The 20774-nt window shown below is 42.7% G+C and carries 19 protein-coding genes; 2 read left to right on the top strand and 17 right to left on the bottom strand.

What is annotated here, in order from left to right:
- The first annotated feature begins 98 nt into the window (after positions 1 to 98).
- Positions 99 to 1379, top strand: a complete 1281-nt coding sequence (locus I2432_RS02735) for a thioester-forming surface-anchored protein (protein ID WP_206158975.1) — start codon at positions 99 to 101, stop codon at positions 1377 to 1379.
- A gap of 132 nt (positions 1380 to 1511) precedes the next feature.
- On the opposite strand, the gene I2432_RS02730 is transcribed toward I2432_RS02735, so the two are convergent.
- The 17 genes from I2432_RS02730 to I2432_RS02650 all read right to left on the bottom strand — a co-directional run bounded on the left by I2432_RS02730 (position 1512) and on the right by I2432_RS02650 (position 19719).
- Positions 1512 to 2630, bottom strand: coding sequence for an ABC transporter permease (locus tag I2432_RS02730; RefSeq protein ID WP_042670190.1), 1119 nt, complete (start codon positions 2628 to 2630; stop codon positions 1512 to 1514).
- Positions 2627 to 3754 carry a SagH family ABC transporter permease subunit gene (gene sagH, locus I2432_RS02725; RefSeq protein ID WP_206156383.1) on the bottom strand — a complete coding sequence of 376 codons (1128 nt, stop codon included), beginning with the start codon at positions 3752 to 3754 and terminating at the stop codon, positions 2627 to 2629. Before sagH ends, I2432_RS02730 begins: the two co-directional genes overlap by 4 nt.
- Before the next feature lie 8 nt (positions 3755 to 3762).
- A complete protein-coding gene (locus I2432_RS02720) occupies positions 3763 to 4686 on the bottom strand; it encodes an ABC transporter ATP-binding protein (RefSeq protein ID WP_206156384.1) in 924 nt (307 codons plus the stop codon).
- 22 nt (positions 4687 to 4708) lie between these two features.
- On the bottom strand, positions 4709 to 5395 hold the full coding sequence (locus I2432_RS02715) for a SagF family protein (RefSeq protein ID WP_206156385.1): 687 nt from the start codon (positions 5393 to 5395) through the stop codon (positions 4709 to 4711).
- On the bottom strand, positions 5392 to 6063 hold the full coding sequence (locus I2432_RS02710) for a CPBP family intramembrane glutamic endopeptidase (protein WP_206156386.1): 672 nt from the start codon (positions 6061 to 6063) through the stop codon (positions 5392 to 5394). The genes I2432_RS02715 and I2432_RS02710 overlap by 4 nt, the downstream gene beginning before the upstream one ends.
- Entirely contained in the window at positions 6038 to 7396 is a 1359-nt protein-coding gene (locus I2432_RS02705; RefSeq protein WP_021320450.1) for a YcaO-like family protein, read from the bottom strand. Before I2432_RS02705 ends, I2432_RS02710 begins: the two co-directional genes overlap by 26 nt.
- Positions 7397 to 7408: 12 nt before the next feature.
- Positions 7409 to 8473, bottom strand: coding sequence for a streptolysin associated protein SagC (locus tag I2432_RS02700; protein WP_206158974.1), 1065 nt, complete (start codon positions 8471 to 8473; stop codon positions 7409 to 7411).
- Positions 8470 to 9420 carry a SagB/ThcOx family dehydrogenase gene (locus I2432_RS02695; RefSeq protein ID WP_206156387.1) on the bottom strand — a complete coding sequence of 317 codons (951 nt, stop codon included), beginning with the start codon at positions 9418 to 9420 and terminating at the stop codon, positions 8470 to 8472. The genes I2432_RS02700 and I2432_RS02695 overlap by 4 nt, the downstream gene beginning before the upstream one ends.
- A gap of 227 nt (positions 9421 to 9647) precedes the next feature.
- Positions 9648 to 9812, bottom strand: coding sequence for a streptolysin S family TOMM toxin (locus tag I2432_RS02690; RefSeq protein ID WP_012678394.1), 165 nt, complete (start codon positions 9810 to 9812; stop codon positions 9648 to 9650).
- Between the two features lie 531 nt (positions 9813 to 10343).
- Positions 10344 to 10601, bottom strand: coding sequence for a DUF896 family protein (locus I2432_RS02685; RefSeq protein ID WP_012515137.1), 258 nt, complete (start codon positions 10599 to 10601; stop codon positions 10344 to 10346).
- A 537-nt stretch (positions 10602 to 11138) separates the two neighbouring features.
- Positions 11139 to 13178, bottom strand: coding sequence for a glycine--tRNA ligase subunit beta (gene glyS, locus I2432_RS02680; RefSeq protein WP_206156388.1), 2040 nt, complete (start codon positions 13176 to 13178; stop codon positions 11139 to 11141).
- A gap of 365 nt (positions 13179 to 13543) precedes the next feature.
- Positions 13544 to 14455, bottom strand: coding sequence for a glycine--tRNA ligase subunit alpha (gene glyQ, locus I2432_RS02675; protein WP_165623030.1), 912 nt, complete (start codon positions 14453 to 14455; stop codon positions 13544 to 13546).
- A 387-nt stretch (positions 14456 to 14842) separates the two neighbouring features.
- Positions 14843 to 15376: an isoprenylcysteine carboxyl methyltransferase family protein gene (locus I2432_RS02670; protein WP_012515132.1), complete on the bottom strand. Its 534-nt coding sequence runs from the start codon at positions 15374 to 15376 to the stop codon at positions 14843 to 14845.
- 266 nt (positions 15377 to 15642) lie between these two features.
- On the bottom strand, positions 15643 to 15846 hold the full coding sequence (locus I2432_RS02665) for a hypothetical protein (protein ID WP_269205574.1): 204 nt from the start codon (positions 15844 to 15846) through the stop codon (positions 15643 to 15645).
- Between the two features lie 50 nt (positions 15847 to 15896).
- Positions 15897 to 16736 (bottom strand): aldo/keto reductase, encoded by an 840-nt coding sequence (locus I2432_RS02660; RefSeq protein ID WP_165627892.1) that lies wholly within the window; start codon positions 16734 to 16736, stop codon positions 15897 to 15899.
- Positions 16737 to 16822: 86 nt separating this feature from the next.
- Positions 16823 to 17971: an N-acetylglucosamine-6-phosphate deacetylase gene (nagA, locus tag I2432_RS02655; RefSeq protein WP_012515125.1), complete on the bottom strand. Its 1149-nt coding sequence runs from the start codon at positions 17969 to 17971 to the stop codon at positions 16823 to 16825.
- 116 nt (positions 17972 to 18087) lie between these two features.
- Entirely contained in the window at positions 18088 to 19719 is a 1632-nt protein-coding gene (locus I2432_RS02650; protein WP_206156389.1) for a Na/Pi cotransporter family protein, read from the bottom strand.
- A gap of 190 nt (positions 19720 to 19909) precedes the next feature.
- Here I2432_RS02650 and I2432_RS02645 point away from each other — a divergent pair, with 190 nt between their 5' ends.
- A complete protein-coding gene (locus tag I2432_RS02645; RefSeq protein ID WP_165627891.1) occupies positions 19910 to 20656 on the top strand; it encodes a hypothetical protein in 747 nt (248 codons plus the stop codon).
- Positions 20657 to 20774 lie beyond the last annotated feature (118 nt).

Genomic DNA, 20774 nt, shown 5'->3' with positions numbered 1-20774 from the left:
ATCAGAAAATGATTCACAGCTTAGACTCACCATGTTAAGCTATTCTACGGAGAAGAAAGGTTTGGGAATGACTATTTCTAAACTCAAAGGAGAGAAACATGAGAAAAACAATGAAGAAGATGCTGGCAGCCTCGACAGTCTGCATCATCATGTCGGGCAGCTTTATCGGCGGATCAGCCAGAATCCTAGCCGAGCAGTATTATGGGTGGAATGATGGAACTAGGTATGCATCGCCACTTTTTCTGTATGTAACACCAACAAATGAAAGTCAGAGAAAAACAGAAAATAGCAATGTAGTCTATTGCTTTAACAGAGATAAAGAATGGCCAGAGAACTGGGAAAGTGTATATCCTACTCCTGAATCTATACCATACCCATACAAACTACCTTTATATAATAAATTAACTGGAACAACTGAAACTTTTAAACAAAACGCTAGTAACCCCAGACAAATTGGAGATATTGGTAAGGCTCTAGTAGCAGTTCTTGCTAACGGTTATCCCAATAAGCAATTGAGTCATGATAATACTAAAAGTAGAATATTAACCCAGCTAGCTATCTGGTATTTCAGCGATAGTTTCGACAAGCAATACTTTAAAGACAATTATCACCTAACTGAAGAAGAAAATAAATCTCTTATGAATTTAATTGAAACTGGAGAGAAAGCAGCTAAAGGACATGAACAGCCAACATATCATTTAGATATTTATGTAACAACACAACAAAGTTACGACAGGCATAAGCCATTTCAAAATCTTCTTGGTTCAACTTTAGTACCTCTTCCGAAACCTGGCCCTAAGCCTAAGCCTGAGCCGCAGCCTAAACCAGAGCCTGAGCCTAAGCCAGATCCTGAGCCTAAGCCTGAGCCACAACCTGAGCCTAAGCCAGATCCTGAGCCTAAGCCAGATCCTGAGCCTAAGCCAGATCCTGAGCCTAAGCCACAACCTGAGCCTAAGCCACAACCTGAGCCTAAGCCAGAACCAATGCCTAAGCCAGATCCTGAACTTAAGCCTGATCCTGAACCTAAGCCAGATCCTGAGCCTAAGCCAATGCCGGAACCTCAGCCTAAGCCGGAACCTCAGCCTAAACCGGAACCTCAGCCTAAACCAGAACCGCAGCCTGAGCCGGAACCAATGCCTAAGCCGGAACCTGAGCCTAAACCTACACCTCAACCAGAGACAAAACCTCAACCTAAACCTGCGCCTCAGTCAGAAGCTAAACCTCAAAAACCAACCAAGCCGTCAAACGCTACTAGCCAATCTAGCGGCAAGGGACTACCAAGAACAAATGAAGCAGGCAGTCTAATGACAGGACTTGGAACAGGCTTACTCTCTCTTCTTGGATTAGGCTTCCTAACAAGACGCAAAAGAAAAGACTAAGACACTAAAAGATTATCTGTAGTCGTTTAGTTGATCAGTATCTAGTCTAATACAACACAAAAGCCTTATCGCGCCATAAATGGAACGATAAGGCTTTTTAAGCTTTGTTCAAAAAGGGTAAGACAACTTAGTCTAGCGATGTAAAGGCTTCATCAGCACGCTTGCTAGTACCATTAAGGTCATGGCTGCTACAAACAAGGCCAAGAAATAAGGCCAAGCCTCACCTAGATTACCGCCATTTTGGAAAGTGCTGATGATGGTTAGCACCCAATGCTGTGGGAGTAGCTTTCCAATCGCCTGCATATAAGGCGGCGTAATACTAAGCGGCCACAAACAACCTGCCAACATAGAGGTTGGCATCACAATCAGATTAGCCAATTGACTGCTTTGTTGCGCATTTTTAGAAACTGCACCAATCATTAAGCCAAAGCCTATAGCTAACAAACTATAAAGGAAGAAGGTCAACAAAACAATGGCTGTTGGAATATAAAAGCTGACATTTGCTACCCTGAGTAATCCCAGCATAATCACTATTTGTATCGCAAAGGCAACAATACCAACACAGACATAGCTCAGCATGTATTGAAGCCTTGATAGCCTTGATAAGACTAAGCGATTGTAGATTTGACTGGACTTATCAAGCAAGATACCACCGTACAAGACACTGGTACTGCCTAGCATTAGGATCAATAAAAAGCCAGTTGTTGTCGAGGAAACAGACTTACTTTGGGAACGATCAGCTAGGGTGATTTCTTTGACCTTGTAGGATAGCTTTGTGTTATGGGCTGAAATCTTCTTGAAAACCTCTTGATTGCCTGCTGCCGCATCACCAATGATATTGTAATTCTCCAAGAGATAATTAGCCTGCGCCTTAAACCATTCTGTTATTTGACTATCAGCAATCGAACGCAGTGCAAGCTTTTGAGTATCTCCTTTTAGAACCTTCTCACCAAAGCCCGGCTCAATGGTCAGCACAGCCTCTAGTGTCTTGGCCTTTAGGTATTGATCAATAGCCCTTTCCTCTAGCCTAGTATATATCTGATACTTTTTATTGTGCTTTAATTGCGACACAAATTGCTTGGAAACCTGACTCTTATCCTTATCTAAGATCCCAATCTTGGCTTGACTTCCCCCTGTAAAGCTCAAGGACAAGGCCAGCATTGTTGTTAGCATAGGCAACAGGATAAAGGTGATATAGCTTGTTTTTTTACGTCTAATTTTGATAAATAGAGCTTTAATAAAAGGAATCATGCTGCCACCTGCTTTCTCATTCTGACCAAAGCAAAGAGGATAAAGGCTGTTCCTATGCCAAGATTAACCATTAAGGTAACCGGTATGGGATTGGATTGCCCACCAAAAATAAGATAAAACAAGCTATCATTGACCCATTTTATCGGGGAAATATTAGACAGCTGATTAATCAAGGCGCTATTTAAGGTTGATAAAGGAATATAGCTCCCTCCCAAAAAGGCAAAGATCGGAATGACTGCATTAGACGCTACCGTCAAAAAGGATTGATTTCTAATACCAGTCGCAAGTCCGATACCGATGGCAACAGACAAATAAACTAACGAGGCTGTCACACCGATAATCTGCCAGTCATTGGGCCCCCAATTAACACGTAACACAAATCGGGTAAAGACATAAAGAATGGTTAGCTGGACTGCTGTTGCTAGCATACCACCAATTAATTTTCCAAGCAAAATAGCACTATTTGAGACTCCTGTCAAATAAATGCGGCTAGCCACCCCTTGCTGACGATCTGATAGCACCAGATTCATCGCTGACATAATGCTATAAAAGGTAATCATGGTAAACATGGAAATAGCATAGTAATCCGCTGAGCTCATGCCTTTACTGGTTTGCACAGAGCTAGAGGCGATATAGTCTATTTTTCTTTTCTTGATGTTGCTAATGGCTTCTGGATAAAGGTTAGCAATCGAATCATAGGTCTTGGCGTTATCCACATAGATATTGACAAGCATATTAATCAAATCAGCATTCTGTTGGTTAATGCTGTTGGTGGTCACCTCAATGTTTTGATCGCTCTTAACCTCTAGAGCTGCTGTTAAGGCGCCCTCACTGACCTTTTGCTTAGCCTTGGCGATATCCTTGGTTTCTTTAGCTTCTAAATGAAGCTCTTTATTTAACAGCTTTAAAAACGTGATAAAGTTCTTTTGATACTCTGTTTCCTTGCCCTCAAGCTGATAACGAACCGTCAATTTAGGAACAGTAGCTGCTGTATTAAAGCTGGACTTAAAAGCAAAGCTTAAAATCAGAATCATCAAGATAGGAAAAACCACCATCATCAACAAAGCAGTCCGATCCCTAAAAATCTGTAAGCTTTCTTTTTTGATTAAATGAAATAAGACCATAACAACCCCTAATCTCTTAGCTTCTTACCAGTCAAATGCAGGAAGATTTCTTCTAAATTCAAATGCTTATGCCTAATCTCACTAAAAGCAATATGAGCATCTGTTAACTGACGAACAACTGAGCCAATGTCTTCATTTTCAATCAAGAGAACTGCTTCAAGCTCATTATCCATCAATCTCCAATTGGGCTTATCAGAGAGATCGATTGCTTGGTCAGCTGCGACTGTCACCATGATTTGCTTTGTGAAATCAGCCTCATAGCGTCTTTCTAGCTCGGCCTGACTGCCCTCTTCAATCACCTGACCATGATCCATAATGTAAATGTAATCACATAAGGCCTCAACCTCTTCCATGTAGTGGGTCGTGTAAATAACAGTAGCTCCTTGCTCATTTAACAAGCGAATAGACTCTAAAATATGATTACGAGACTGTGGGTCAATCCCTACCGTCGGCTCATCAAAGATGATTAGCTTAGGAGAATGCACCAAAGCACAGGCAATGTTTAACCGTCTTTTCATACCTCCTGAAAACTGACTTGGAAACTGGCTTGCCTGTGATTTTAACCCTACGAACTCCAAGCTTTTTAGGACCTGCTCCTTGAGCTCACTTCCCTTTAAGCCATAGAGAGAGCCGAAAAGCTCAACATTCTCATAGGCTGTTAAATCAGGATAAACAGCAATATCCTGAGGGACATAGCCAATCTTGGAACTAATTTTTCGAATAGATTTATAAGATTGCTGTAAAACAGTCACTTCGCCAGCATTCAAAGGGATTAACCCTAAAATAGCATTGATTAAGGTTGACTTACCAGCGCCATTAGGCCCTAAAAGGCCGTAGATTCTCCCTTCCTCAATTGTCAGTGAGACATGATCTATTGCCTTTTTGCCGCCTCGATAGACCTTGACAACATCTTTTAACTCTACAAAACTCATATATTATTCCTTCTTTCCAACTCTAATGCTGCTCTTTAAAACTAATTAGCAGATAAGTTAAGGTCAATAAAAGCAAACCAATCAGCCAGCCATATAATAAGGCGGCTGTCACACACCAGACACCAATCACACTAAAGAGGCATATGGCTAGTAGCTGCTGTAGCCAGCCTGAGTAACGACAGGCCTTGACCAAGGCATAGCCCAAAACCACAATCGTAAGACCTGCCACTGAGCCTTTTCCTAAAAAGAGACATAAACCCAAATAGCAAAAGGCATCAACCAGTGTGACAAGACTTAATAAAAGAAAGCTAGCTGCTGCCCTATCTAATTTAAAGGCTAGCCAAGTCATTTTTCCTAAGAGTAGGCGACTATCCTTTTTCAGCATAAGATCAAAAAGCAAGACCAGAACCAACAGGGTCAGCTCTACCAAGGCTATGCCATACAATAGCACATAACAAATGATTGGCCAACCAAAGGATACTCGACCCAAAAAGGCCAGCAAACCATCAAGAGCTAAAGCATCAGAAAATAATAGACAAACAACCACTAGGCCAAGCTGGATTAGACCAAGCAATAGATCAAGCCATTGCTGATAGGACACTGCCCTGATATGCCTTAAATGCCATCTGACTAAGCGACGTCTTTTATGACTTGTTAGAAAAAGGGTCACTAGGATTAAAAAGGATAGTAATGCTAGTATTATGATCATCGTACCACCTTCTTATGCATTGATTGAAGATGACTCAAGCCTTCAACCCATAAATTGCCTCCAACATGAACAAGCAACACCAGCCAGAAGCTCTGACTAACATAATAAATACTTCCATAAATAAGACCGGTCACTATTTTGGCGTAAAAAATGGATCTGCCCATCAGGAAATGGTTTAGGGCATAGCACAGGCTGGTGATCAACAAGACAAGAGCAATTGGCAATCGCCATTGAAGCCACAAGATGTTAAACCAAATCAAACGATAGGTGATTTCCTCACAGCAGGCCAAAACCAAGGGATAGCCTATCTGTGGCCATTTTTGTGTCGTTCCGACAAATGATAGGACTAAGGGAAGCCACTCTTTTTTTTGCCAGCAGCGGCTAATATGCAAAAAAGCAACCTCAACAAAGAGCACAACAAAGCTCAAGATAAAACCAATGAACAAGAGACGACCATCACTATGACCTAAGGGTACCTTAATAGAAGGTGACAGCAGGTAAATCCCTGTTAAGACAAGGGCATAATAAACCAGTACGGCTCTTAAAAAGCCTATCAGATTAAAGCTATAGCTATCACGACCTTGGCCAAAAATAGCCTGCATCGCGATCGACGGACAAAAGGTAGCCATTAAAAAGCATAGGTTAAGGCATTGGGTGTACAAAGGCATTTGTCACACCTCCAAACTGTCTCATACGTGGATGATTAGCAAATGGAAAGGCAGGAATACACATCTCAAGAAGCTCAGGAGTGAGGACACGTGTCACGTACCAGCCTTTTTCTGAGGCCTCAGGAGGAGTAATGTCTAAAAAGACAGCATTGGGACTTACTTTTTTAGTGTAAGCTAGTAGTGTCTTTAAATCCTCTTTTTTATCTTTCCCAGCATGACTTGTCAGGTCGCTAAGACGAACCTCTCCTGAAATCAAGGGCTCAAAGGCCTCCCATTTAAGCTCCTGATCCTTTGGATGAGCATAGTAAAAAACATTACTATCTAGGTCTAAGAACAAGGGAGAATCACTCTCAGCATTTTGTGTTGACGTTGGATTATAAAACAAATTATAGTAATAGCTATAGCTAATAGCTGAGGCCTCCATGATTCCTCTTAACAGGGTATGCTTAGGATCCAAGCCTGCCTGAACCCCAAATAAGAGATAAGGACCTTCCTTGTATTTGTTTTTGAGGATAATACCAAAGGTATAAAGCGGATTATCCTCTCCAACAGTCATGTCAATAGGGATAATCTCATAGAGACTGTCCTTACCAAGTCTAGCTTCCTCCAAAAGAGCTAGAATTTCCGGATCATCAATAATCACCTTGGGACAAGGCTTTTTAGTATGCCAGCTAAGCATCATAGAGTCAATTTGAATATACTCAATCAAGCTATTACACATGGCTGCTTCTAGTGTTGTATGAGAGGCTGTCCCCGTTGAAAAACCTGGAATGATGTGCTTTTCGCCTACAGCCTGGTTGGTCTTATAGCCAACGCAAAGCATTTGGGCAGGCACATACATCTCCTTATCTTCAAAAAACATCGGACACTTAACCCAGCCCAAGACATCGTCTTGTGTCACCATTTTATCACACATGATCATGTGCAAATCATGACAACGGTCAATTTGTTCCTGTGTAAAAACCTGCAAATACTCTAAGGGCATGACAGGATCTGTCTGGCTCAATTCTCTATAAGAAGCATAAACAATCCGGTCTGATAATAATTCCCCAGCAATAACAGTGGCATAACGCTCAATGCTTTCACCTAAGTATTTGATCAAGGCCTCCTCATAATGACTGCCATAACCGATGATATGATAGCTCACCTGACTCAGCTCACCAATAAACTGCTTGTGGTAATCAGGCATCTGACCTGTCACACTCTTTAGGTAAACATCATGAGGATGGTTACAAATAGGAACCTGAGACTGATTTAAGATACCAGTTCGGTTACCACTAAGGCCCTTTAGCTTATCAAGGATATGGTTGAACGAAGGGTAATAATGTAGCATTGTTAGACCTCCTTATGACTCTTCTTGAAGGAGTTTTTTAACAATCTCACGTGTTGAAATCTGTTGATCCTCATACCTTAATTTTGCCAGAGCCCCTTGTGTCTGAGAATTAGACATTTTCAAAATATCCTGCACCTGAATCTCAAGCGTTGGCAAATAGACACTTAACAAACGCCCTTCAAATTTTGAGCTTCCTGTTTGAGCTATAATAAAGGCCTCACTGACAACCAGATTCATTAACACATTTAACAAAGGCACATAAGAGGAGCTAACAGGCTGCGTTGGCGGCAGCTGCTGACTTGCAAAGCGCTGATAAAGCGTATGGTCCTGTAGACGTGCCAGCACCCTTCTCTCCAAGCTATCAAAATCAGCACTATGAGGAGGATTTAAGGTACAACCATGGATAAATGGCCCATCAACAAAGCCAAGCACCAATTGTTTTTTCAAGGCCACACTGATTTCATTAAGGTGACGCAGCATCATAATATTCAACCGGCCTTGACAAATAACAATACTCTGATAGTCTGCGAGCTTCTCAGATAAGCACTTCATGTTGCGATGGTGCTCCAGAGCATCTAAGCGAGAGGTAACATCTGTTTCTTGAATGAGCATTTTTAGCTCATCGCTAGCCACCTGAAGGTTTAAGTTCAGGTGCTTGGCCAGCAGCTCAGCAGATTCATTGACATAGCTTGAATCACTGATAAATAAGACAGGTGCAGTATCCTTAGCCTGTCCTGATTCAGCTATGAAATGATAATTGCCTGTTAAGACCTTCATGATATTTTCTTCAAGAGCATAAGCGTCCTCAAGCATCAATAGGTCGTTATAATACAAGGCTGTGATGACCTCTGACAATTTTGCAAATAAGTCAGACTCTAGTGTTTTTTCGTAGGTATCAGTATCAATAACCTTCCCGTTAAACCAATCGGAGATGATACTGTAGTAGGCTTCTTTTAAGGCTTGTGGCTCTTGTGCAATGTCTAAAACAGCTTCATTAAAATCCCATAGGCCTTTTCTAAAGCAAAACGTATCGTCAAATTGCACAATGCGAACATTGCTATTTAATTGATATTTCATTGAGACTCCTTATTTCCAATAATCGTCATGTGAATCACATGCTGGGTCAAGCCATCCAAGCCTAGCTTTTCTTGGAGGTATTCCTTATTGTACCCCCCAATATCAACACTTCCATATACCAAAGCTGTTGAGACCAATTGAACATTTTGAGCAATCTCTCCAGCTTCAATAAAGGCATAAGCAGTAGCTTGATTTCCATATTTACGTGTGTTTTTGATGTAATGATAAACATAGATAAGAATGACATTGCAGTTTTCGGCAGTGATCGGTCCGTATTCGGCAAAGGCTCTAATATCCTCCTGATCACTAAGATGATGACACCTCAGGGCGTGCTGATAAGGAAGGTATTCATAAAAACCGTCCTTGAGTGTTTCTACGTTTCTTGCATAGAAAAATAAGGTGATGGGGTACAGACCCCCACCAGAAGCACAATTTCTTAAGGCTACTGTCTTAGTCATGCCTTCTTTGATAATCGCCTGAGAGCTGACACCACAAGCATAATAAAGCAAATCAGCCAAATCCTGCAAAGGCATCTCCTCATCTATAAACTGCCTATGACTTCTCCGGTTGGTGATACAGGTTGATAGGGCTGCTGAGACCTTCTTAGCTTTAGGAAGTGCTATCGTGTTTGCCCTATCCTCAAAATAGTCACTATTTGAAAAGGTGGTCACTGCAGAATCCGTAAAAAACTCAGCCACACTGGTCTTAAACCCTAGGTAATTGTTATTAGCCTTGTAATTCATCAAAAACCGTTGGCTAAGATTGTCTGTTTCATCAGGCATCAAATGCTGTGCCACAAGCTGTTTTGATGTTTTTAATACCGTTTGATGATGATAGGTTGATAACGATAAGTGATTGGTATTAAATTCAAATAACTGTCGTGCTTCTTCTCTTGTTAGGTCACTTTGGTTATCCGAACGTTGTTTTTCCTTAGAAAAAAATGGCATAACTGTCTTCCTGTAATATATTAATAAATAATAGTAATTAGCAGGTACCGACTAGTACCTGCTAATTACTACAAGACGTTGACATCAAGCTGATTGTCTTCGTCTCTTGTCATGTAACACCCCTATCCAACACCAGCTAACACCATCAATTACAAACTGTAACCTTAGTCGCTAGCAAACTAATGATTGTGATCTAGCTATTAACTATTAAATAGAAGTATTAAAGTTTACGCTTTTGGCTCAGCTGCACCATAATTGTTGTTTATGGTAGTATTGCCCCATGAAGCTGAGACGCAGCAACAACAAGAACAGCAACAGCAGCAACCACCAGGAGCAACTTGAGTTGTTTCTGCTACACTAGTAGCTAAGATATTTGAAGTAAATTGTAACATAATGCTTACCTCCTTATATCGCCTGATCGGTAAAACAAAACACTGATAAGAGTTAAATGAGAATACCTCTCAACTGATAGCAAAAGCAATCATGAGCCAGTATCCAGCAACACAAGGCTAGCTATTTTGTATCGCCCTTGTTAAAGTGACCATTCAATTCTTACCAACTATATTATATTAAAATTCAAGACATATGTAAATGCTTTCTTTAATATTTTCTTACAAAAATGTCATTATTTTTTTTCAGAAAGGTTAGCTTATTGAGCTTGACAAAGTCTTAAGCCTATCTCTTTAATGGCATTTATAAACTATCAGTCTTTTTAATGAAACGCATTAAAATAGGTAGAGATATTATTATCTCTACCTACAACTGTATTGATGAGACAGATGGTTAGTGCCTCACAATTAACCATTTCTAAAAATAATGACTCTTTTGCCGAAAGACCTAATGATTAAAGCTATTTGTCTTTGTTTATCTTTTTCTCATTAGTAACATTAAATCATGGCAAAATATTTATATTCATTTAATAATCAAGATTCCGGATCATCAAGTGACCGTCCATGCAGACCTTTTTCGCGCTGCACCTGTCTTAATTTCTCAGGAGTAACATCGTTTCCGTCTTCATCAACAATCTTAATGCCTTCAATGTGATGGCGCACTGAGCGGCGATAGCCCTCAATGTATTCCTCACGCAGCTTGGCCTGCTCTACCTTTTCAGGACCAGTCAAGCCAACTGTTTTTTTCTTTTTTGCAAGCTCGTTAATACGAGCGATTTTTTTAGGATCCATAAATCACATATAAGGGCTGCACCAAAAGCAGTGGGCAGCTGATGAGGCTTGATGATGGGCTAGACAGTCTCTTTAGGACCGTTACTAGGACCTTTCAAGTCCTTTTTCACCAGCTTTGCCAGCAAGGGTTTCCTGCAAATGGGGCTGCCTCTAATCCTTTCTCTTTCGTTTGTGACATAGAGTACTGCACTCTTTTTGTCTATATCTAAGGCTGTGCCAGCAGCTGCTTAGCCTTATGCTTCTGCTAAGAAGGCTGTAGCTAACTTCTTGTGAAAAGCTAAAATCCATGCTCACTTTACTAACAGCGATCCTGATGCTTTTATTGACCACTGACCAGCACAGCTATTGCTAGCAAAGCTAGCCCAAGACGATATCCCCTAGCAAGCAAGAGGGACTGATTTGACTAAGTATCAATTGCTTGATAAGTCTTGAGTGCTTAGGGAAGGACTTATCCCAAGGCAGGTAATCAGTCACCTATATCATCTAGGGAATACGAACAGCTAACACAGGGCGATGTGCTTAATCTTACACAGCGAATTATTTAGTATTTAATCGGTCAAAGGCCGCAATGGTCTCTACCTTTTTAACCAGCTCTGCTAACAGCGCTAAGCGGTTACATCTAATGGCTTCGTTCTCTGTCATGACCATCGTATGGTCAAAGAAGTCATCAATAACTGGACTAAGGGCAAAGACCTGAGCTAGCTGTTCTTTGGCTGAGCCAGATAACACTAGTGAATCAACAGCCTGTGCCAAAGCCCTTTCGTAGTCATTTTCAAAGAGACTCGTATCAATCGGCACAGCGTTAGCTGCCTTTTTCGCTAGATTAAAGACACGAGACAGCGACTCGACAGCTGGCTTGTAGGTGTCTAGCTGGCTTGCTGCAACCAGAGCCTCTGCTCTTGCTAACATTTCTGGTACAACAAAGCTTGAGCTAGCCAAAACTGCTTCACGTATATCTTTTGGAATGGCTGAGCCCATCATTTTATCCACACGTGCACAAATAAAGTCCAACACCTCAGCCTTATGCTGATAGGTCAAGCTCTCAAATGACAGCTCATATAGGCTATCAATCAGCTTATCCATAGGAATGCTCCAGCCGAAATGCTCAAGAATTCGGACGATCCCTTGAGTTGCACGACGTAGGGCATAAGGGTCATTGGATCCTGACGGTATCAAACCAACAGAGAAAAAGGACAGCAGGGTGTCTAACTTATCAGCAAGAGCAAGAACAGCACCAACCTTTGTTTCAGGCAGCTCTCCTTCTGCCGAATCCGGCAAATAATGCTCACGAATCGCTGTTGCGACAGCAGCAGCTTCGCCAGCTAAAAGGGCGTATTTCTCTCCCATAATGCCTTGTAGCTCATCAAATTCCCCAACCATGCCAGTTAGCAGGTCAAATTTATAAATCTGGGCAGCACGAGCGACAGCACTTTTTTCTGCTTCTGAGAGTCCAGCCTGGTCAGCAAGAAAGGCTGCAATAACCTTGGTCCGGTCCATATGCTCAGCCAGAGAGCCTATCTTTTCATGGAAGGTCACATGAGCTAGCTTAGCAACCAAATCCTCAACAGATAGCTTTTGGTCCTCACGCCAGAAAAATTCTCCATCTTCAAGACGAGCAACAAGCACCTTTTCATTGCCCTTAATCACATTTTGAAGATGCTTAGCATTACCGTTACGAACAGAAATAAAATTCGGCATTAGCTTGCCAGCCTGATCACGCACGACAAAATAACGCTGATGGTTCTTCATTGAGGTTACTAGAACCTCTTCTGGGATTTCCAGGTACTTGGGATCAAAACTTCCCATGAAAGCAGTTGGGTATTCTATCAGGTTGAGCACCTCATTTAAGAGGTCCTCATCAATATCCACCTGAACCTTTTGCTCTGCTTCGATGGCTCTGATTTGTGCTATGATCATCTCTTGACGCTCTTTAGCAGAGGCAATGACGAATTGGCTGCGCAGATCAGCCTCATAGGAATCAGCACTTGTAATGCTAGTCTCTTCTCCAAGGAAGCGATGCCCGCGACTGATACGTCCCGAATGAATGTCTAAAAAGTCAAGCTCCAAAGGCTCATCATCTAACAGTACAATCAAGCTATGCACCGGACGAATATAGTCAAAGCTGTTGTTAGCCCAGTGCATGCTGACTGGGAAGGTCAAGGAAGCAAGAACCTCGGGCACCGCTGCTAAAACGTCCTTAGCCTGCTTGCCCACTTCATGCTTGGTGACATAAACGTATTCCTCGCCTTTGACCTCTCGGAATTCGATGTCATCAACGGTCAAGCCCTTTCCACGAACAAAGCCCTGAGCGGCTTTTGAAAATTGACCATCAGCATCAAGAGCAATTTTTTTAGAGGGTCCCTTAAAATCCTCTGTCAGATCAGTCTGCTGATCAGCTAAGCCCAGCACACGCACTGCTAAACGACGGGGCGTTGAAAAGCCTTCGATTGCGTCATAGCTAAGCCGATTGGCCTTAAGAAAATCAGCCATACGCTGCACAAGCTGCTTTTCACTAGGTGTGACAACGTAGGCAGGAAGCTCTTCAAGACCAAGTTCTACAAGTAAATCTTTTGTCATCATTAAAATCCTATGGGTATCAAATCTAAAAGAGAAGATCAAACCGATCCTAGCATGCCTTGGGCAAGCTTGGACGATCCTTTGTCTACAAGATTTGTCCCATCTTTCTTTCCTTTCTTCAAGTTATGGGGTAGGTTTAGGAGACCAAATCACTAGCTCCTAATCCTGCAAGCCTGCTAATAAGCTGCCTGTTAGACAAGATCACTTAGCAGAAAGACTGAGCTTGACAGGACTAGTCACCAGGCCTTTAAGCATCATCGCTTTTAAAAAGCACCTACCAGATAGGTAAGCTGCTAGCAGCAACTAGAGCTTACAAGATCATACAAGCTGCATTTACTACAAGGAGCTGGTTTAGGTCCAGCTCCTTAGTCCTCTGCCAGCAAGGCTACTCGGCTAGCATCATCTAACAATGGGAAGCCAAGCTTTTTACGCTCTGCAACAAAGGTTTTGGCAACGCTGCGAGCTAAATGACGAATCCGAGCAATATAGCCAGCACGCTCTGTCACAGAGACTGCACCACGAGCGTCAAGCAGGTTAAAGGTATGAGAGCATTTCAAGACATAGTCATAGGCTGGGTGGACAAGCCCTTGTGCTAAAGCACGCTCTGCTTCTTTTTCAAAGGTCTCAAAGTTTTCAAGCAGCATGTCCTGATTGGATACCTCAAAGGAATACTTGGAATGCTCATATTCTGGCTGAAGAAAAATCTCGCCATACTTAACACCAGGTGCCCATTCGATATCATAGACCGAATCCACCTCTTGAATGTATGAGGCTAAGCGCTCTAAGCCATAGGTGACCTCTGCTGTCACTGGTGATGTTGCTAGGCCTCCCACCTGCTGGAAGTAGGTAAATTGTGTAATCTCCATACCATCAAGCCAGACCTCCCAGCCAAGTCCAGCTGAGCCGGTTGAAGGATTTTCCCAGTTGTCCTCAACAAATCGAATATCATGCTCCAATGGATTAATCCCAAGTCTTTCAAGAGATTGCAGGTAAAGCTCCTGAATATTACTTGGAGAAGGCTTCATCACCACCTGAAATTGGTGGTGCTGATACAGACGATTGGGATTTTCGCCGTATCGGCCGTCAGCAGGACGACGAGATGGCTCCACATAGGCAGCATTCCAAGGCTCTGGACCAATAGCGCGAAGGAAGGTATAAGGACTCATGGTCCCTGCTCCTTTTTCATTGTCATAGGCTTGCATTAGCATACAGCCTTGATCATTCCAATATTGCTGTAGCGTCAAAATAATCTCTTGAAAGGTAAGTTTGTTACTCATGATTTCCTCTTTCTATTTTTTATATCTTACAGCAGGCACTAACCAAAGGCTGGCTAAGGCTTGGCTCGTAAGGTGGGACAACTTGGCTTATGGTTGGCTCTTAAACAGTTTTTCAAAGAAAAAAACCGCGTCTATAGCCACCTACACCTAAAGGCATAGGGGCGTCAAAACGCGGTTCCACCCTAATTTATTACTTCATTTGATCTTGTTGATAAACAGATGTCAAGCAAGCTACAAACACCTGAGCTTGCTCTTTAGAGAAAGCGCCAACCAGCAGTACCATCACTCGGCTCTCACCAGCCCCGAGCTCGCTTTAGATCAGAAACCTGCTATTTTCTTTCCTATTGGTTAGTTTATCACAAAATCCTATGATTGTCTAATCAACTATTATGATTTTGGACGAGTTCCGTTTGGAATAATAACCTCAGACAAGAGCCTATTTTCTTCACGAATACGCAGATAAATCACAATAATATAGCAAGGGAAAAGCAGCATTGCCGTAATCTGAGCATGGCAAAGCAAAGCAATACCAACCAGCTCTGGAGCAATGTTTAAAAAGTAATTGGGGTGCTTAACAGTCTTAAAGAGCCAATGATCGACATATTTATGGTCCTTTGCCAGCATCAGCTTCACTGTCCAAATATCTCCCAAGATCCGAGTTACCTCATATAGCACAGCTATCGAAAAAATCATCAGCAGCAAGCCAAGAAAGCTAATGCCATCAAACTTAATCTGCTTGAGCAATGCCTCTGTCACAGCAAAGACATAAATCATGATATGCAGCAGGGTCAAAAACTTAGTGTTTTGCGCACCAAATTCCTTGCCTCCATTAGCCAGGATAGCCTTCTCGTTTTTGATCGATTTTTTTAAGAATACTAAACGAATAGCAAACATCAATAGCATCAATAACAGGATAATCAAAGTAAGACTCCTTTATTCTAGTTTAATCTGTTTCTTTCACGAAACACTAATTAAAATTATAGCTAAGTTACAAAGCCTTGTCAAACCGTTTTCAAAAAAAAGATGTCTTTCTTTGATCTCTAAAAACAAGAGGTCGTCACACAGCACCATCAAGAGACCTCATCAAAGCTTTAAGGTCGTACCAAATCACCATCAAAAGACAGCTCCTAGACTCAGTCAATTCACGAGCAGCAAGCAGCACCCAAGAGGCATTTTGCAGGCCTGACCTACTTCGCCTGTCGTAAACACAAATCCTCAATATGGTAAATAGCGTCACATTGCGCTGCAACCTCATCGCTGTGTGTTGCCATTAAGACAATCATATCCTCAGTCTGACAAGCTCTGATGGCTTGTAAGACCTCCTGCTCAGCCTCAATATCCAGGGCGCCTGTTGGCTCATCTGCCAATAACAGCTGCGGTGTTTTGACCAAAGCACGAGCAAGCGCTACTAAGGCAACCCACTTAATCCCTGCAGCTCTTGCTAAAAGTCCTTGGTATCAGGATCTGGGATAGCTGACATACCCGGCAGGCAACGAATGCGCTCTGAATCCTCTGGACTAATCTCACAATCAAAAATAGCCATATTTTCTACTATGCGTTCCTTGTGCACCGACTTAGGTAGAGGAATAAAGCCCTCAGCAATAGACCAAGCAAGGGCTAGCTGAGCCACTGTCTTGTTGTACTTTTTAGCCAATGCCTGCATGGTATCATCGGCAAATATCTCTCCTTGTCCTAATGGACCCCAGGCCTCTAGCAAAATGTGATGCCTGCGGCAATAATCAACCGTCTCTTTTTGATAGCAGCCAGGCGCCAAGCGAATCTGGTTGACTGCTGGTGTAATGGTTGCTGTCTGTTTAAGAGCCTCCAGATGGTGAACCATAAAGTTGCTGACACCAATCGAGCGAACCAAGCCTGCTTCAACAGCCTCCTCCATATAAGACCAAGCTGCTGCATTGGCTGCTTGCCAGCAATCCCTAAGAGCCTTAGGATTTGGCCAATGAATCAGATAAAGGTCTACATACTCTAGTCCAAGGCGCTCAAGAGAGGCTGCTAAGGCTGCCTTAGCGCCATCATAGCTATGAGCATCATTCCAGAGCTTAGTGGTAATAAAGAGCTCTTCACGAGGAACGCCCGAATCCCGAATGGCCTGTCCAACACTTTTTTCATTGTGATAAATGGCAGCTGTGTCAATATGACGATAGCCTGCCTTAATCGCTCCTAGGGTGGATTGGTAGGCCTCCTCACCATCAGCAGCCTTAAAGGTCCCAAAGCCAAGCACTGGAATAGCAAGACCATTAGCCATTGTTACTGTTTTAATCATATCTAAAACCTCCTTTTTCATTGTAGCACAATGATAAGCAAAGCAAAAAGAATTGAGCTGATCACTAGCCCAATTCCTTTGCTGTATCAAGCCTCAAAGGCCTTTTGACCATTTAGGTAGGTTGCTACTAATTCTAAGTCCTTATCAAGAACAATAAAGTCAGCAGCATGACCTGCCTTGATTTGGCCACAGACATCATCAATACCAACCGAAGCAGCTGGGACGTAAGAGGACATGTGAATTGCTTCTGCTGGACTTGCAATTCCCCAGGCAACAACATTTTTAATGCCGTCCTTTAATTTTAAGATAGAGCCTGCTAGATTACCACTATCCTTCAAGCGAGCTGTGCCATTTTCCACAATAACCGGAAACTCTCCAAGCATGTAATCACCATCTGGTGAACCGCCTGCACGCATACAGTCCGTAATCAAAGCCACATGCTCATGCCCCTTTTGCTGCATCAAAATATCACAAGCAACAGGTGAGACATGATGTCCGTCGCAGATCAGCTCTGCAACCGTTCCAGGAATATTATAAACAGCTCCAACCATACCAGGCTCACGATGAGTCAAGCCACGCATCCCATTGTAGGCATGAACCCAAACACTAGCTCCTGCTGCTACTGCCTTTTTAGCCTCAGCATAGGTACCATTTGAGTGACCTAAAGCTACTGTGACACCCTGCTTGGTCACCTCAGAGACAAATGCTTCTACGCCATCACGCTCAGGAGCCAAAGCTATTTTTTTGATCAAGCCCTTAGCTGCTTTTTGCCAAGCTGCAAATTCGTCTAAGCGAGGATTTTTCATATATATTGGGTTTTGGGCTCCCTTGTATTCCTCAGTGAAGTAAGGCCCTTCAAAATAAATCCCCTGAATCTTTGCTCCTTTGACCTGATCAGCAACAGAAGCAACGGTTGCAGACACCTGCTCTAGATGCTCAAAGGTTGACGTTAGGGTAGTCGGTAAGAAGGAGGTCACTCCTGTTGATAAGAGACCCTCACTGATGGCATGGAGACCTTCTGCTGAATTATCCATCACATCAGCACCAGCATAGCCATGAATATGAGTATCTACAAGTCCTGGTGCTATTTGATAGCCTGTATAATCAATAACCTCTGCCTGATCATCAACAGTAGCCGTCCAATGACCAAATGTGCCATTATTTAGCTCCAAATAGCCTGCTGGCTTTACCTCGTTGGGGTAATAAAAGCAATCTGCTTTAATATAGCTTGTCATCTTTTTTCCTCCCTTTTTCGTTTATTATACGCCTTAATTCTTATTTTGTAAATGGTATATACCAGTCCTTCTGTTAAAAAGAAAAACCTGAATACTATTTCAAGTTTTCCCTTTTATTAGAGCTGTCCTGAAAGTACTTTCTCAGCTAGATTTAGGGCGTGGTCAGTGATACGTGTGTAATGAGATATAATGTCAATAAAATTAATCCCTGCCTGTGCTGTGCATTCGCCACGATTGAGGCGTTCGATGTGTGTTTTACGCAATTGACGCTCTTTTTGCTCAATCGTCCTATGACGCTCAACAATAGACTGGGCTAGAGCCTTGTCACTATCCACAATCGCCCTAATCGCATCTAAAGTTAAACAGTGGGTCAGGTGATACATTTCTGTTAATTCACCACGTGCAGCTGCTGAAAAGTCAATCTGCTTTGCTGTAATCCCCTCAATGAGAGTCGCCAACGACTCAGAGTGGTCACCAATTCGCTCCAAATCACGAGACGAATCCAACAGACCTGCTAAAACCTCATTTTCACTAGGACTAAGGGCTTCATTGGAAATATCAACAAGGTAAGTGGTCAGCTCCTCATCAATCGTATTGACCGCCTTCTCATATCGCCTCACCTTTTCGCCAAACCTGTCCTCTGCTGTCATAATGTAGCTATAAGAGGCCTCAAAGGCCTGAATAGCATAGGAAGCCAGATGTACCAATTCCTTATGGGCATTTCCCAAGGCAATAGAAGGAGCCTGAGTGATTAGTAAACGGTCCAAATACAAGGCTTCATATTTGACGATTTCGTCTTCACCTGGAATTAAGGTAGTCACAAGCTTTGCCAGAGTGCTGATAAAAGGAAGCAGCAACAGGGTATTTGTGATGTTAAAGGTCCCATGTGAAAAGGCAATGGTCATCTCAGGTGACAGGGCCAAAACAGACTGAAGCCATAGCATAAAGGAGGTAAATGGCATCAGCAAAATCATAAAGATGACTGTCCCAATAACATTAAAAAGAATATGAGCAGCGGCAACACGCTTAGCAGCAATATTAGAGCCTATAGCTGCCAAAACCGCTGTGATACAGGTACCAATGTTAGAGCCAAGCAAAATAGGAATAGCACCCTGCAAGGTCAACAGACCGCCCGAAAAAAGCCCCTGTAAAATACCAATGATGGCCGCTGAGGATTGAATCAGCATGGTCAATGCTGTCCCGATAAAAACACCCTGAAAGGGCTTGTCTCCAAGTGTCGCTAAATAATGCTGAAAGGCTGAGACTGATTTTAAAGGATCCATCGCATCGCCCATTAGGTTGAGGGAGAAGAAAATCCCTCCCACACCAAAGATGACACGACCTAGGTTATTAAGCTTTTTATTTGACGTGAAAAAGAGACAGGCTGCCCCAATAAAAATCATGGGCAGGGCGTAATCTCCCAGCTTAAAGCCAATCAAAAAGGAGGTCACCGTCGTTCCAATATTGGCCCCCATGACAATACCAATCGCCTGCTGTAGGGTTAAAAGGCCTGCAGATACTAGGCCAACTGTAATCACCGTCACACCCGAGCTAGACTGAATCAAAGCAGACATAGCCATTCCAACTAAGATACCAAAGAAGGGGTTGCTTGTGTATTTATCAATGTAATACCTAAGCTTATCACCTGCGGCCTGCTGCAAGCCGTCTCCCATGTATTTGATACTGAAAAGAAAAAGACCTAGACCCCCAAAAAAATGAAACGCAATGTCTTGCCAATTTACCGACACAATATTGTCCTCACTCGCTTATTTATTCTCTTCTATTTTAATGTATTTATTCAGTTATCACAAGGGTTTTTTAATCCTTTTAAATAGTGCTCATTTAGAACCTATTTTAGAGCCCTAGTCCTCTTTTCATTTTCCTATATTCAGGGTATAATAGTGCTACTCAAGCGACAATGATTTCAAAGGAGATACCATGAGAAAACCGACAAAAGAGACCCACTACCTCATCATTAGCTTGCTTACTATTGCCATTGCAGGAGGGGCCTACCTTATGTTTAGTAGCCTCTCTCCAAAGCCAGCTACCATTACCACCCAATCTAAGGGCTATGAGCTGTTAACTAAGGCTCAAGCATTAGTCAAGGAGGCCGAAGACAACCCAACTAAAGAAGCTATCGCAAAGGCTCAAAAAGCAATTAATCAGCTAAAAAAGACCCAGTCTAAGGAGGAATTACAGGCTCGACTAACAGCTGTCAGCTTAAAGCACAATCAAGAAGACGTTGCTATCAAGGTCCTAAAGGCAGCCGAGGACAATCCAAGCCCTGAACTTAAGGAGGCTGCACAAAAAGCCATTAGTAAGCTCTCTGATGAGGCTAAAAAAGCTGCCTTACAGGCTAGACTTGACGCTATTGGACTTTCAAAGCCTAGCACTGCACAGCCTGAGACTGCAACACCAGCAGCAGAAAAAAATATAGCACCAGCTCCTGCGGCTCCACAAATAAAGCATACCACACCGTCTTCTGGGGGAACGACGCCAGCACCGAACCCTAAACCTAGTCCTAAGCCGAATCCTCAGCCTAGTCCTAGTCCAGCTCCAGAGAACCCAGAGCCAACGCCTAGTCCTAACCCTCAGCCAAATCCTCAACCAGAAACCAACACACCTAGTCCTCAACCACCTGCAACAGAGCAAACCGAAAACACTGCTCCAGCAGGACAAAGCTAAGAAAGGACAGCTAGAGCTGCGGAAGTCATGCTTTCGTGCCACTAGAGAAAATAATAGCCATAAAAACAGGACTTGACATTACTGCGGTGATTCCAAAAGGTTAGACCAAAATTCTAAC

The sequence above is a fragment of the Streptococcus equi subsp. zooepidemicus genome, from assembly GCF_015689395.1.
Taxonomy (GTDB): Bacteria; Bacillota; Bacilli; order Lactobacillales; family Streptococcaceae; genus Streptococcus; species Streptococcus equi.
Note: the sequence above shows the minus strand (reverse complement) of the source record. Positions and strands in the feature narration are given on the sequence as shown.

What these genes read in the sequence shown, in the direction of transcription:
- I2432_RS02695 (WP_206156387.1), bottom strand. Translation starts at nt 9,420, where the DNA reads ATGCCATTTTTTTCTAAGGAAAAACAACGTTCGGATAACCAAAGTGAC.
- glyS (WP_206156388.1), bottom strand. Translation starts at nt 13,178, where the DNA reads ATGACAAAAGATTTACTTGTAGAACTTGGTCTTGAAGAGCTTCCTGCC.
- I2432_RS02735 (WP_206158975.1), top strand. Translation starts at nt 99, where the DNA reads ATGAGAAAAACAATGAAGAAGATGCTGGCAGCCTCGACAGTCTGCATC.
- nagA (WP_012515125.1), bottom strand. Translation starts at nt 17,971, where the DNA reads ATGACAAGCTATATTAAAGCAGATTGCTTTTATTACCCCAACGAGGTA.
- I2432_RS02705 (WP_021320450.1), bottom strand. Translation starts at nt 7,396, where the DNA reads ATGCTACATTATTACCCTTCGTTCAACCATATCCTTGATAAGCTAAAG.
- I2432_RS02685 (WP_012515137.1), bottom strand. Translation starts at nt 10,601, where the DNA reads ATGGATCCTAAAAAAATCGCTCGTATTAACGAGCTTGCAAAAAAGAAA.
- sagH (WP_206156383.1), bottom strand. Translation starts at nt 3,754, where the DNA reads ATGGTCTTATTTCATTTAATCAAAAAAGAAAGCTTACAGATTTTTAGG.
- I2432_RS02700 (WP_206158974.1), bottom strand. Translation starts at nt 8,473, where the DNA reads ATGAAATATCAATTAAATAGCAATGTTCGCATTGTGCAATTTGACGAT.
- glyQ (WP_165623030.1), bottom strand. Translation starts at nt 14,455, where the DNA reads ATGAGTAACAAACTTACCTTTCAAGAGATTATTTTGACGCTACAGCAA.
- I2432_RS02660 (WP_165627892.1), bottom strand. Translation starts at nt 16,736, where the DNA reads ATGATTAAAACAGTAACAATGGCTAATGGTCTTGCTATTCCAGTGCTT.
- I2432_RS02645 (WP_165627891.1), top strand. Translation starts at nt 19,910, where the DNA reads ATGAGAAAACCGACAAAAGAGACCCACTACCTCATCATTAGCTTGCTT.
- I2432_RS02690 (WP_012678394.1), bottom strand. Translation starts at nt 9,812, where the DNA reads ATGTTACAATTTACTTCAAATATCTTAGCTACTAGTGTAGCAGAAACA.
- I2432_RS02710 (WP_206156386.1), bottom strand. Translation starts at nt 6,063, where the DNA reads ATGCCTTTGTACACCCAATGCCTTAACCTATGCTTTTTAATGGCTACC.
- I2432_RS02730 (WP_042670190.1), bottom strand. Translation starts at nt 2,630, where the DNA reads ATGATTCCTTTTATTAAAGCTCTATTTATCAAAATTAGACGTAAAAAA.
- I2432_RS02720 (WP_206156384.1), bottom strand. Translation starts at nt 4,686, where the DNA reads ATGAGTTTTGTAGAGTTAAAAGATGTTGTCAAGGTCTATCGAGGCGGC.
- I2432_RS02715 (WP_206156385.1), bottom strand. Translation starts at nt 5,395, where the DNA reads ATGATCATAATACTAGCATTACTATCCTTTTTAATCCTAGTGACCCTT.